Annotated in this window: 12 protein-coding genes; 10 read left to right on the top strand and 2 right to left on the bottom strand. The window is 70.6% G+C overall.

The annotated features are described in order from the left end of the window. The first annotated feature begins 25 nt into the window (after positions 1–25). From GPZ80_RS17150 to GPZ80_RS17135, 4 genes are read left to right on the top strand one after another with little or no spacing between them, the layout of a single operon-like run. Positions 26–943, top strand: coding sequence for a LysR family transcriptional regulator (locus tag GPZ80_RS17150; RefSeq protein WP_187221381.1), 918 nt, complete (start codon positions 26–28; stop codon positions 941–943). Between the two features lie 39 nt (positions 944–982). Further along, positions 983–1,984 (top strand): efflux RND transporter periplasmic adaptor subunit, encoded by a 1,002-nt coding sequence (locus GPZ80_RS17145; protein WP_187221380.1) that lies wholly within the window; start codon positions 983–985, stop codon positions 1,982–1,984. A 1-nt stretch (position 1,985) separates the two neighbouring features. Further along, positions 1,986–2,684, top strand: a complete 699-nt coding sequence (locus GPZ80_RS17140; RefSeq protein WP_187221379.1) for an ABC transporter ATP-binding protein — start codon at positions 1,986–1,988, stop codon at positions 2,682–2,684. Next, the gene (locus GPZ80_RS17135) at positions 2,684–3,997 is read left to right on the top strand and encodes an ABC transporter permease (RefSeq protein WP_187221378.1); all 1,314 of its coding nucleotides are present in this window, start codon (positions 2,684–2,686) and stop codon (positions 3,995–3,997) included. Before GPZ80_RS17140 ends, GPZ80_RS17135 begins: the two co-directional genes overlap by 1 nt. 11 nt (positions 3,998–4,008) lie before the next feature. On the opposite strand, the gene GPZ80_RS17130 is transcribed toward GPZ80_RS17135, so the two are convergent. Then, positions 4,009–4,899: a threonine/serine dehydratase gene (locus tag GPZ80_RS17130; RefSeq protein WP_187221377.1), complete on the bottom strand. Its 891-nt coding sequence runs from the start codon at positions 4,897–4,899 to the stop codon at positions 4,009–4,011. A 63-nt stretch (positions 4,900–4,962) separates the two neighbouring features. On the opposite strand from GPZ80_RS17130, the gene GPZ80_RS17125 reads away from it, so the two are divergent. From GPZ80_RS17125 to GPZ80_RS17100, 6 genes are read left to right on the top strand one after another with little or no spacing between them, the layout of a single operon-like run. Beyond that, positions 4,963–6,000 (top strand): uroporphyrinogen decarboxylase/cobalamine-independent methonine synthase family protein, encoded by a 1,038-nt coding sequence (locus GPZ80_RS17125; RefSeq protein WP_187221376.1) that lies wholly within the window; start codon positions 4,963–4,965, stop codon positions 5,998–6,000. A 50-nt stretch (positions 6,001–6,050) separates the two neighbouring features. Then, complete coding sequence (locus GPZ80_RS17120; protein ID WP_187221375.1) at positions 6,051–7,133, top strand: exo-alpha-sialidase; 1,083 nt, start codon at positions 6,051–6,053, stop codon at positions 7,131–7,133. Then, complete coding sequence (locus GPZ80_RS17115; protein ID WP_246477194.1) at positions 7,133–7,414, top strand: MoaD/ThiS family protein; 282 nt, start codon at positions 7,133–7,135, stop codon at positions 7,412–7,414. Before GPZ80_RS17120 ends, GPZ80_RS17115 begins: the two co-directional genes overlap by 1 nt. Beyond that, on the top strand, positions 7,333–8,043 hold the full coding sequence (locus tag GPZ80_RS17110; protein ID WP_376771686.1) for a hypothetical protein: 711 nt from the start codon (positions 7,333–7,335) through the stop codon (positions 8,041–8,043). Before GPZ80_RS17115 ends, GPZ80_RS17110 begins: the two co-directional genes overlap by 82 nt. 38 nt (positions 8,044–8,081) lie before the next feature. Beyond that, positions 8,082–10,289, top strand: a complete 2,208-nt coding sequence (gene ligA / locus GPZ80_RS17105; protein ID WP_312880391.1) for an NAD-dependent DNA ligase LigA — start codon at positions 8,082–8,084, stop codon at positions 10,287–10,289. A 4-nt stretch (positions 10,290–10,293) separates the two neighbouring features. After that, complete coding sequence (locus GPZ80_RS17100) at positions 10,294–10,806, top strand: GNAT family N-acetyltransferase (RefSeq protein WP_187221373.1); 513 nt, start codon at positions 10,294–10,296, stop codon at positions 10,804–10,806. A 400-nt stretch (positions 10,807–11,206) separates the two neighbouring features. Here the strand turns inward: GPZ80_RS17100 and GPZ80_RS17095 are convergent, their stop codons facing one another. Then, complete coding sequence (locus GPZ80_RS17095) at positions 11,207–11,860, bottom strand: ACT domain-containing protein (protein ID WP_187221372.1); 654 nt, start codon at positions 11,858–11,860, stop codon at positions 11,207–11,209. Positions 11,861–11,873: the final 13 nt, after the last annotated feature.

Here is an 11,873-nt window from a genome sequence, read left to right as displayed (position 1 = left end):
GGGCGGCCGACGTTAGCCTTGCTTCATGTTCGACCTGGTAAGGCTCCGTGTCCTGCGCACCGTCGCCGATCAAGGCACCCTCGCCGCGGCCGCCGAGGTCCTGCACCTGACCCCGTCGGCGGTCTCCCAGCAGATGGCGAAGCTGGAGCGCGAGGCCCGCTGTGTGCTCATCGAGCGACACGGCAGGCGGGTCCGGCTGACCGAAGAGGGCAGGCTGCTCGCGAGGCACGCCGAACGCATCCTTGGCGCGGTCGAGCAGGCCGAGGCCGATCTGGACGAGCGTCGAGGCGAGGTGCTCGGCGACTTCACCGTCGCCGCGTTCTCCACCGCCGCGCGTGGGCTGCTGCCCAAGGTGCTGGCGGCGATGAACGAGCGCTACCCGCGTTTGTGCCTGGGCCTGAGGGAAGTCGAACCGTATGACGCCATCGCCCAACTCGCCCGTGGCGACCTCGACCTCGCGATCGCGCAGGACTGGGTCAACGTCCCCATCGCCGTCTCCGACCGCCTGCGCTCCCACGAAATCGGCCACGACCTTATCGATGTCGCGCTCCCCGTCAGTCATCCGCTGGCCGACGCGTCCACCGTGGCGCTGTCGGATCTCGTCGGTGAGCGGTGGATCGCGTCCACGGCCGGGACGATCTGTCACGACTGGCTCACGAGCACCTTCCGCTGCGCCGGGCACGAGCCCGACATCGCCCATCAGGCCGTCGAATTCCCCACCCAGCTCGCCTTGGTCGCCGCGGGTCTCGGCGTCGCGCTCATGCCGCGGCTGGCGGGCGACCACGTCCCCGATGGCGTGCGCCTGCGGCCGGTCGCCCCCGCCATGTCACGGCGGGTTTTCGCCGTCTGGCGTGAGGAGAGCGGCCGCAAGCCCGCAGTCCGCGCGTTCGTCGAAATGGCGGTGCGACAGTGGCGTGAACATCACTATTCACTCCATGTATAGACTGAGCGAGTACCGGGCAAATCGACTCTGGGGGTACCGGTGGACTCACGAATCTGCGCGGCGGTCGTCGCCGCCGTATTGACGCTCACGGGGTGTACGTCATCCGACGCGCCACCGCCCGTGCCCGGCCTCGCCGACCGCGGCACGACCATGACCACGGCCAAGATCACCCGGCAGGACCTGACCAACAAGGTCAGCCTCACCGGCAAGGTCACGCTCAACCCGATCTTCGGTCTCGTCGCGCCCCGCGACGGCCAGGTCCGCTACGTCGAGGTGAAGCCGCCGACGAGCACGCCTACCAAGCCGACTCGCGCGGGCGCGGTGTGGGCGTCGGGAAAGCCCACGCACGTCGACGTCCCCGCGGGCGCGGTCTTCGCCGGCCGCCTTGTCGCCGACAAGTCGTCGGTGACCACGGGCATGCCGATCGTCTCCGCGACGTACGTCGGATACGGCATCGTGGCCGAAATCGACGGCGCGCAGGCGTACCAGCTGTCCGACTCGCTGACTTCCGTGCGCGCGCAGATCAAGAGCGGGCCCGGCCCGTTCGACTGCGCGGTCCTGGGCACCATCGCCGCGCTGCCCGCGGGCACCATTCCGGAGCCGCCCGCGCCGAACCCCGCACCGCAGCAGCCGAACACCGATCCGAACGCGCCACCGGCCCAGCCGCAGCCCAAGCCGCAGCCCGAGCAACCGCAGAGCAAGCCGTCGGAGGCCACCGGCATGCGCCTGGTCTGCACCGCTCCCGCCGAGGTCAAGCTGATCAACGGCGCTGCCGCCACCATCGAGGTCATCACCGAGACGGCGAAGCAGGTGCTCGTCGCGCCGGTCGAGGCGGTCGCGGGCAAGCAGGGCAGTGGCAAGGTCGACGTCCTCGGTCCGGACGGCTCACGCCAGACCAAGGACGTCGTCCTCGGCCTGACCGACGGCCGGGTCGTGCAGATCAAGTCCGGCCTGACCGGCGACGAGACGCTGGCTGTGCCCGGCCCGAACCTGCCGCCGGGCCCGCCCGAGCAGCAGGCCAAGCCCGGTATGGGGTCCTGACATGACGCCCCTGATCGAGTTGACCGGACTCACCAAGACGCTGAAAGGGCAGGGCGAGCCGCGGCCGATCCTGACCGGTGTCGACCTCACTGTCCACAGTGGAGAGAGTGTGGCGATCCTGGGCCGCTCCGGCTCCGGCAAGAGCACGCTGCTGAGCCTGATCGGGCTGTTCGACCGCCCGGACGGCGGTCAGTACCTGCTGGGCGGAGCCGACATCAGCCGGGTCTCCGAGCGCCGGGCCGCGCGGCTGCGCAGCGACGAGTTCGGCTTCGTCTTCCAGCGCTTCTTCCTACTCAAGCACCTCACCGCCGCGCAAAACGTCGCGATGGCGCTGGTCAACGGCCAAGGCTGGGCGGCGCGGCGCAAGCGGCGCGCGAAGGTCATGGCGGCGCTGGACCAGGTCGGCATCGCGCACCTGGCCAAGCAGAAGCCGCAGCGCATGTCCGGTGGCGAGCAGCAGCGCGTGGCCATCGCCCGCGCGCTGGTCCGCGAGCCGAAGATCCTGCTCGCCGACGAGCCCACCGGCGCGTTGGACACCGAGACCGGCGCCCACGTCATCGAGGTCCTGCACTCCGCGACCGCGCGGGGGTGCGGGCTCGTCCTCGTGACCCACGACCAGGCGCACGCCAGCCGCATGGGTCGTGTGGTGCGGCTGACCGACGGCAGGCTCGTGACGGAGCGGGCGGGGGTGTACGCCTGATGGCCCTGTCCGGTCGGTTCCGCTCCGCGCTCATCATCGGCGGACAAGGCATCCGCGCGCGCAAACTGCGCACGCTGCTCTCGATGGTCAGTCTGTTTCTAGGCGTTCTTGCGGTGGTCACCGTGCAGGCCGGGTCGGAGATCGCGAACCGTGCGTTGCTCTCGGACATCGAACTCGGTGCGGGCAAGGACGGCACGGTGGTGCTGACGTTGCCCGGTCACGAGGCGACGGTGCCGGTCATGATGGAGGTCCTGCGCGACCGGCCCGAGATGGTCGGCATGACGAGCACCATGGCGGTCATCGGCGAGCCGGGGGTCACGCCCATCAATCCGGGTGGCTCGCCGCTCAAGTACGCCGGGCAGGGCGGGTACTACGGCTCGGAAATGGTCTGCGACCAGAACGGCTGCCGGGAAGTCAAGCAGGACGACAGCCCACCCCCCGCGGGTAAGGCCATCGAACTTCGCCTCGTCGGACTCACCGGGGACATCCGCCAGTACCGGCCGTTTCACGCGGAGGCGGGTCGCTGGCTCGACTTCTCCGGCGAGCCCTCGCTATCGCCGGGACTGGTCTTGAACCGGGAGGCGGCCGCCGCCTTCACGACGTACCAAATTCCCGCGGAGATGCGGATCAAGGATTCGTCGGCCAATCCGACCCCACGTGTCCTCGGCGTCGTGCACGACGGCGATAGCGCCCCCACGGCCTACGTCAGGGCCGACGAACTCCTGAACTGGACCACCCCGGCAGGCGGCAACTTCGACGGCCGCAACCAGTTCACGGTCTACATGCCGCCCGGGGTCTCCGATGTGGAGCAGACGCTGCGAGCTCGACTCAGTGCCCGCGGCGCTCCCGCCGACCAGTTCCATGCTTACCCGGTCGAGGCGAAGAAGCAGATCGAGTCCCAACTCGAGGTCATGCGGATGATCTTCCTGGCGATGGCCGTCCTGGTCCTGCTCATCGGCGTCGCCGGAATCCTCAACGTCGGTCTGGCCACTGTCGGCGAGCGCATCGAGGAGTTCGCCCTGCGCCGCGCCGTGGGCACACCGCGGCTGCTGCTGGCGGGAATCGTGCTCTCGGAGACGCTGATCATCGGAATGCTGACGGCCGCCGCCGCGATCGGTGTGGGCGCCATCGGACTCAAACTGGCACCGACGGTGCTCGGCGGGCGGTTCGAGACGATGGGGGCCGAACTCGCGTTCCCATGGCAGGCAGGCGTGGCGGGGGTGCTCGCGGGTCTCGCCGCCGGTGTCCTCGGCGGTTTGCTTCCCGCGATCCGGGCCGCGCGCATTCCCATCGCGACGGTGATGCGCGCCTAGTGGCCGGGCCACTAGCTCGGAGACCACTCCGTGTTGGCGCCGCAGACGATGACGCACGCGAGCTCGCCGGGCACCCGCCCTGCGAGCCACGCGGCGAACGGCACGGCGGCGGCGGGTTCGACGGCCAATCGGAACTCCTCCCACAGCCGGTCGCGAGCGGCCAGCAGCTCGTCGTCGCTGACCAGCACGGACGTCGTGCCCGCCGACCGGAGGATCTCGAACGTGAGGTCGCCCGCCCGGGTCGCGCCGAGGGCGGAGGCGGCGACGGAGTCGACCGCCGAGTCGACGGGGTGGCCCGCCGCGAACGCGTTGTGCATGGCCTGGCAGTTCTCGGGCTCGACGGCGACCACCGGCCTGCCGCCGCCCAGCACGGTGCCGGAGGCCAGCCCGCCGCCGCCGACCGCCACCACGAACGTGTCGATGTCGGGTGCGTCCGCGACCGCCTCGGCCGCGCACGTGCCCTGTCCGGCGATGACCAGAGGATGGTCGTACGCGGGCACGTAGAGCGCCCCGGTGCTGTCCGCTTCGGCCAGCGCCGCCGCCGACGCTTCGCCGTATGAGTCGCCGTCGACGATCAGCTTCGCGCCCGCCGCCTCGATTCGCCGGGCTTTCGCCGGTGGGACGGACGCCGGGACGTACACGGTCACGGGAAGGCCGAGCACGCGCGCCGCCGTGGCCACCGCGACCCCGTGGTTGCCGCCCGACGCCGTCACCACGGTTTCCGGACGGTCGCCGCCGAGCAGCGCGTTGAGCGCGCCGCGGAACTTGAACGACCCGGTTCGCTGCAGGTGTTCGAGCTTGAGGACCACGCCCCTACCGTCCACTTCGGAGCGAAGCAGCGGGGTGCGGCGGATGTGCGGGGCGATGCGGTCGGCGGCCGCGAGGATGTCAGTGTGGTCCACGAGTCATGCTAACCGCGGCCGGTCGGTGTGCGTCGGGGTCAGCCGATCGACCACACTGGCCGCGTGACGAACGCACCATGGCCGCACGGAGCCGCCACCGGAATCGGCTCGCTGCCCGGCGACGATCCCGCCGAGGCCGCCACAGTCGTCCTCGGTGAGCTGCCCGACCTGCCGCACCTGCCGGAACTGCCCGCCCGCGGACTCGGCGCCGACATGATCGGCCGGACCACCGCACTGCTCGTCGACCTGGCGGTCGAACTGGTGCCCTCGGGCTACCGGGTCGCCGCCCACCCCGGCCGGGACCACCGCCGCGGGGTCGATCTGCTCCGCTGGGACCTCGACGCTGTCGAGGACGCGATCGGGCGCGCGGGCGAATCACCCGCCGTGTTCAAAGTCCAACTCGCCGGACCGTGGACGCTGATGGCGGGCGTCGAACTGCACCGGGGCCACCGCGTCCTGACCGATCTCGGCGCGCGCCGGGAGTTCGGCGAGTCGCTCGCGGAGGGCCTCGCCCTGCACGTCGCCGAGGTGCGCAAGGGGACCGGGGCAGAGGTGGTCGTCCAGTTGGACGAGCCGAGCCTGCCGACGGTCCTCGCCGGAGCGCTGCCCACGCCGTCGGGCTACGGCACTGTGCCGTCGGTGCCCATTCACGATGCCCGTGACGTGTTGTCGAAGCTGATCGACGCGGCGCGCGCCGCTACCGGGAATCCGGTCATAGTCCACTGCTGCGCGCCGCGTCCGCCGATCGGCTTGCTTCGCGAAGCGGGCGCCGGAGCACTTGCTCTGGACGCCGCTCTGCTGGAGGGCATCCCCGCGTCGCTGTCCGACGATCTGGGCGAGGCGTGGGACGCGGGCGTGTTCATGTTCCTCGGCCTGGTGCCCGGGACGGAACCGCGCGAGCGGCTTTCGCTGCGCGACGCCGCCGAGCCCGCGTTGCGGCTGGTCGACCGGCTCGGCTTCCCGCGTTCGATTCTCGCCTCGCACACCGTCGCCACCCCCGCTTGCGGCCTGGCCGGAGCGTCCTCCGGATGGGTGCGCACTGCCCTCAAGCAGGTTCGTGACCTGGGCAAAGCCTTCGTGGAGCCGCCGGACTCCTGGTAGCTGTCGGTGCCCGGGCGTAACGTGTCGCGGGTCACTGATGGAGGTGCCCGATGACACAGAAGGTGCTGCTCGCGATAGGGACGCGCAAAGGGCTGTTCCTCGCGACCAACTCCGGTGGGGACTGGGAGACAACCGGTCCCCACCACCCGATGACCGACGTCTACGCCGTCGCCATCGACACCCGACGCGCCACGCCGAGGCTGCTGGCCGCGGTCACATCCGAGCACTGGGGGCCGAGCGTCGCGACGAGCGACGACCTCGGTGAGACCTGGTCGGAGCCCGACCACGCGCCCGTCGCGTTCCCCGAGGACACCGAGACCGCCCTCGGCCGCGTGTGGCAACTCGCGCCCGGACCGGCCGGCGAGCCGGACGTGGTCTACGCGGGGGTCGAGCCCTCGGCCCTGTTCCGCTCGGACGACGGCGGCGTGAACTACGAACTCGTCCGCGGCCTGTGGGACCACCCGCACCGCGACAAGTGGACGCCCGGCTTCGGCGGCATGGCGGTCCACTCGGTCATCCCGCATCCGACCGAGGCGGGCCGGATCACGGTCGCGATGTCCACTGGTGGCGTATATGTCAGCACCGACGGCGGCAAGACGTTCGACGCGAGCAACGACGGCATCAAGGCGTACTTCCTCCCCGACCCGTATCCCGAGTTCGGGCAGTGCGTCCACAAGATCGCCCAGCACCCCCAGCGGCCCGACCGGTTCTACGCGCAGAACCACCACGGCGTCTATCGCAGCGACGACAACGCCAAGACCTGGCAATCGATCGCCGACGGCCTGCCCAGCGACTTCGGCTTCCCGATGGTCGTGCACCCGCACCAGCCGGACACGATCTTCAACTTCCCGCTGACCGCAGACTCCATGCGCTTCCCGCCGGACGGCCGCTGCCGGGTCTACCGCAGCGACGACGCGGGCTCGACCTGGGCCGCGCTGGGCGACGGCCTGCCCGACGGCTTCTGGAGCGCGGTCATGCGCGACGCGATGTGCGTCGACGACGCCGACGAGGCAGGCGTGTACTTCGGGTCCCGCTCCGGCGAGGTCTACGCCAGCCGAGACGGTGGTGACCACTGGACGCAGGTCGCCGCGCACCTGCCGGACGTGTTGTCGGTGCGGGCCGCGGTGATCTGATGATCACCGTGCTGCTGCCCCAAGTGCTGCGGGCCAAGGCGGACGGTCAGGCGAAACTCGAGATCGACGCGCCCGATCCCGCTACCCTGGCCGGGGTGCTCGACGCGGTCTGCGAGCGCTACCCGGCGCTGGAGCGGCGCCTGCGCGACGAGAACCGGGCGCTGCGCCGGTACGTCAATTTCTACGTGGACGGAGAGGAATGCCGGTTTCTGGGCGGGGCGGACACACCGGTCACGGCGGACGCCGAGATCCAGGTGATTCCGTCGGTGGCGGGCGGCTAGCGCGGTGGTTCAAGCGTTCCCGCGACCCGGTCGACCGGCCCGACCCGGCCGTCCTCGCGCAACGTTTCTGGTGCGAGTGGCAGCAGTTGCTTCCTGAGATCGCCGCCGCGCTCGGCGAGGGTGAGCCGCAGCGGGTCGAGAACCAGCTCTGCGAGATGGTCGCGGCGCTGCACCCCGACCTGCACTTCTCGCTCGAGCGCGGCATCCGGTCGATCTACGCGTTCGTGGTCAGCGGTCAGGAAGACCCGGAGCTGCGCCCGTACACCGACGCGTGGAAGGCGGCCGCCGAGCCGGACACCCCGCTGTGGGAGTTCCACGACTCGGTGCCCGCCGTCCCCGACCCGACAGAGGTGACGGTCAACCTCGGCGCGACCCGGGTCGCGCTCGCGGACGTCCGCGTGCACGCCCAGATCGACGAGGGGTTGGTCGACGTCGCGGTCTACCACCCGGCGCTCGCCGGGCTGGAGCCGTCGGCGCGCGCGGCGATGACGTTCCTGCCGCTGGACGCCACGCTCGGTGAGCGGCTGGCGGGGGAGCGGCTGCGCCGGGTCGAGGCCGCGGACACCGAGCCCGCCGACAGCATCGGTTTGCTGGAGCTGCGCGAACTTGTCCACAGGCTGGCTTCCTGAGCCTTCGAATGTCGGTCGTCCTGGCTACTCTTTGACACGTGACCAGTGTTGACGAGGATCTTCCGCAGGAACGACCGACCACGGTCGAGGGCGTCGAGGATGTGCCCTCCGACGTGCGTGAGCGGCACGCCGAGCTGTCCGAGGAACTCCTCGGCCACCAGTTCCGCTACTACGTGCTCGACGCGCCGACGATCTCCGACAGCGAGTTCGACGCGCTGTTGCGTGAGTTGGAGGCGATCGAGGAGCAACACCCGTCGCTGGTCAGTCCGGAGTCGCCGACCCAGCGGGTCGGCGGGTCCTTCTCCACCGAGTTCGCCGCGGTCGACCACCTCGAACGCATGCTCAGCCTGGACAACGCCTTCGACCTCGACGAGCTCAGCGGCTGGGTCGACCGGGTGGCGAAGGAGGTCGGCTCGGCCGCGCACTTCCTGTGCGAGCTGAAGATCGACGGCCTCGCGATCAACCTGCTCTACGAGAACGGCCGCCTCACCCGGGCGCTCACGCGGGGCGACGGACGCACGGGCGAGGACGTCTCGCTCAATGTCCGCACCATGCACGGCGTGCCCGACCGGCTCACCCCAAGCGATGAGTTCCCGGTCCCGGCGCTGGTCGAGGTGCGGGGCGAGGTGTTCATGACGGTCGAGGACTTCGCCGACCTCAACGCCCGGCTGGTGGAGGCGGGCAAGCCGCCCTTCGCGAACCCGCGCAACACGGCGGCCGGGTCGCTGCGGCAGAAGGACCCGAAGATCACCGCGAGCCGCAACCTGCGGCTGATCTGCCACGGTCTGGGCAGGCGCGAGGGCTTCGAGCCCACGGCCCAGTCCGAGTCCTACCGGGCGCTGGCGGCGTGGGGGCTGCCGGTGTCCAAGCACACCAAGGTGCTCGACTCGGCCGACCAACTCGCCGAGCACATCAAGTACTGGGGCGAGCACCGCCACGACGCGGAGCACGAGATCGACGGCGTGGTGATCAAGGTCGACGAGGTGTCGCTGCAGCGCCGCCTCGGCACGACGTCGCGCGCGCCGCGGTGGGCGATCGCCTACAAGTACCCGCCCGAAGAGGCGACGACCACGCTGCTCAACATCGAGGTCAACGTCGGGCGGACCGGCCGGGTGACGCCGTTCGCGGTGATGGAGCCGGTCAAGGTGGCGGGTTCCACGGTCGCCATGGCCACGCTGCACAACGCGTCGGAGGTCAAGCGCAAGGGCGTCCTGATCGGCGACCGCGTCGTGATCCGCAAGGCCGGTGACGTGATCCCGGAGGTGCTCGGCCCGGTCATCGAGGTCCGCCCGCCGGACGCCTACGAGTTCGAGATGCCCACCGAGTGTCCGGTCTGCGGCACCACTCTGGCTTACGAGAAAGAGGGCGACGCGGACATCCGGTGTCCCAACGCCCGGTCCTGCCCGGCGCAGCTGCGGGAACGGCTGTTCCACCTGGCGGGCCGCGGCGCGTTCGACATCGAGGTGCTCGGCTTCGAGGCCGCCTCCGCCCTGCTCACCTCCGGTGTGGTCCAGGACGAGGGCGACGTGTTCTCCCTCGACGAGGAGCAGCTCTCGCGGGTGGAGTTGTTTCGCACCAAGGCGGGCGAGCTGTCGGCGAACGGCCGCAAGCTGGTGGCCAACCTCGACAGTGCGAAGAACCGTCCACTGTGGAAGGTCTTGGTCGGCCTCTCCATCCGCCATGTCGGCCCGACGGCCGCGCAGGCGCTCGCCCGCGAGTTCGGCTCCATCGACGCCATCGCCAAGGCCACCGAACAGGAACTCGCCGACGCGGAGGGCGTGGGCCCGACCATCGCCACCTCCGTCCGCGACTGGTTCGCCGTCGACTGGCACCGCGAGGTAGTCGACAAGTGGCGCGCGGCGGGCGTGCGCATGGAGGAGGAACGCGACGATTCGACGCCGCGGACCTTGGAGGGCCTGTCGATCGTCGTCACCGGCAGCCTGGAGACCTACTCCCGCGACGAGGCCAAGGAGTCGATCATCGCCCGCGGCGGCAAGGCGTCGGGCTCGGTGTCGAAGAAGACCGCGTTCGTGGTCGTGGGCGACGCCCCGGGCTCGAAGTACGACAAGGCGATCCAGCTCAAGGTCCCCGTCCTTGACGAGGACGGCTTCCGCGTCCTGCTGGAGCAAGGCCCCGAGCCCGCAACGGAACTCGCCACCATCGGCGACCCGGACGCGGAAGGCGCGGGCGCGAAGGCCGACCCGAAGACAGCCGTGGCTGAGGACTCCGAGGCCGCCGATGGGTAGCCGCATGGACGCTTCCAGCATCACCGTGCGCTCAGCCCGCGCGGACGAGGTCGACGAGATCGGCACCCTCACCCTCGAGGCCTACACCGCCGACGGCTACCTGGGCCCCGACTCCACCGGCTACGCCGCCAGCCTGGCCGACGCCGCAGGCAGACTGCGCAGCGCCGAACTCCTGGTCGCCGTCGACGGTGAGGACACCCTCCTCGGCACCGTCACCCTCGCCTTGCCCGGCAGCGACTACGCCGAAATCTCCCGCGAGGGCGAACTGGAGTTCCGCATGCTCGCCGTATCACCCACCGCCCGCAACCGAGGCATCGGCGAAGCCCTCATCCGCGCGGTGTTGGACCGAGCCCGGGAACTCGGCCTGCCCAGGGTGGTGCTGTGCAGCTCCCAGAACATGGCCCCCGCCCACCGCCTCTACCAGCGATTAGGTTTCACCCGTCTACCCGACCGCGATTGGAGTCCGGGCCCGAAAGTCCGCCTGATCGCCTTCGAGCTGGACCTCCCGGACGCCTGAGCCAGGGTTGGCTGCCCCGGCAAAACGCGGGGACTGGCTGAACGCACGGGAGGCATACGGAAATACCCAAACACCCGAGATGTCGGTCCGATCCTGAAGGCTCGTTTCGGACACGGCCGCCGCCATTCCAACCCCGAAGAACGCGAGGGGCAGAACACACGGCCCAACAGGCACCCGCGACACCAACAGGCAAACCGCCAAGCCAACCCGGCACTCCCGACGCAAGAGCACCGGCGCGAAGGCCCGGCGCGGAAGGCCCGGCGCGGAAAGGTCGGGCGCGGAAAGGTCGGCGCGGGATGCCTGGCGTGGTAGGCCCGGCGCGGCACGTCCGGCGCCGGAAGCCCAGACCGAAAGCTCTGCGCGAGAGGCCCGGCACGGATGGGCCGCCCGTAATCCGTCCCTAGTCCGGCAGCACCACAGCGACAATCCCAGCCAGGTGTGCCAACCGCGCCACCTCAGCCGCCCGGAACATCGGCCCACCAGGGCGCCCGACCAGCAACACCCGGTCCGGCTTCCCCAACGGCGTGGCCGCCAGTTCGGTCCCGAGTTCCTGCCAGGTCTCCGGCACCCACGACTCTTCCCCGTCAAGCACCGTCGCCCGCGCCAACGGCATCCACGGCAGTTCCAGCCGGTTCACCGTCGGCGCCGCGCTGCTCGACGCGATGGGGTGGGCGCCGTCGGAGTCGAAGGTGATGACCAAGGCCCAGCCCGCTCGGATGATCTTCGGGACGCCCTCGGTGAAGATCGCCAGGCCGTCGTTGGGTTCGGCCGCGACGTCCTCGACCAGCTCCAGCTCACGGTGGGTGTCGAGCACCCCCGCGTACGGGCGCACGGCGTCGACCTCGACGCCTGCCACGGACTCCGCCGCGGTGATCAGGACGTCGGGGAGCCTGCCGCCGGGCAGTTCGACGACGAGGTCATCGATGGCGACACCGCCCACGCGTTCCACCACGTCCACACTGAGGATGTCTGCCCCGATGGCCCCCAGCGCGGTCGCGACCGCGCCCAGGGTTCCGGGGCTGTCCGGGAGCTGGACCCGGATCAGGAAGGACAAGGCGAACGCCTCC

It is taken from the genome of Actinokineospora xionganensis, from assembly GCF_014323725.1.
GTDB lineage: Bacteria > Actinomycetota > Actinomycetes > Mycobacteriales > Pseudonocardiaceae > Actinokineospora > Actinokineospora xionganensis.
Note: the sequence above shows the minus strand (reverse complement) of the source record. Positions and strands in the feature narration are given on the sequence as shown.

What these genes read in the sequence shown, in the direction of transcription:
- GPZ80_RS17150 (WP_187221381.1), top strand. Translation starts at nt 26, where the DNA reads ATGTTCGACCTGGTAAGGCTCCGTGTCCTGCGCACCGTCGCCGATCAA.
- GPZ80_RS17140 (WP_187221379.1), top strand. Translation starts at nt 1,986, where the DNA reads ATGACGCCCCTGATCGAGTTGACCGGACTCACCAAGACGCTGAAAGGG.
- GPZ80_RS17135 (WP_187221378.1), top strand. Translation starts at nt 2,684, where the DNA reads ATGGCCCTGTCCGGTCGGTTCCGCTCCGCGCTCATCATCGGCGGACAA.
- GPZ80_RS17120 (WP_187221375.1), top strand. Translation starts at nt 6,051, where the DNA reads ATGACACAGAAGGTGCTGCTCGCGATAGGGACGCGCAAAGGGCTGTTC.
- GPZ80_RS17115 (WP_246477194.1), top strand. Translation starts at nt 7,133, where the DNA reads ATGATCACCGTGCTGCTGCCCCAAGTGCTGCGGGCCAAGGCGGACGGT.
- GPZ80_RS17110 (WP_376771686.1), top strand. Translation starts at nt 7,333, where the DNA reads ATGCCGGTTTCTGGGCGGGGCGGACACACCGGTCACGGCGGACGCCGA.
- GPZ80_RS17100 (WP_187221373.1), top strand. Translation starts at nt 10,294, where the DNA reads ATGGACGCTTCCAGCATCACCGTGCGCTCAGCCCGCGCGGACGAGGTC.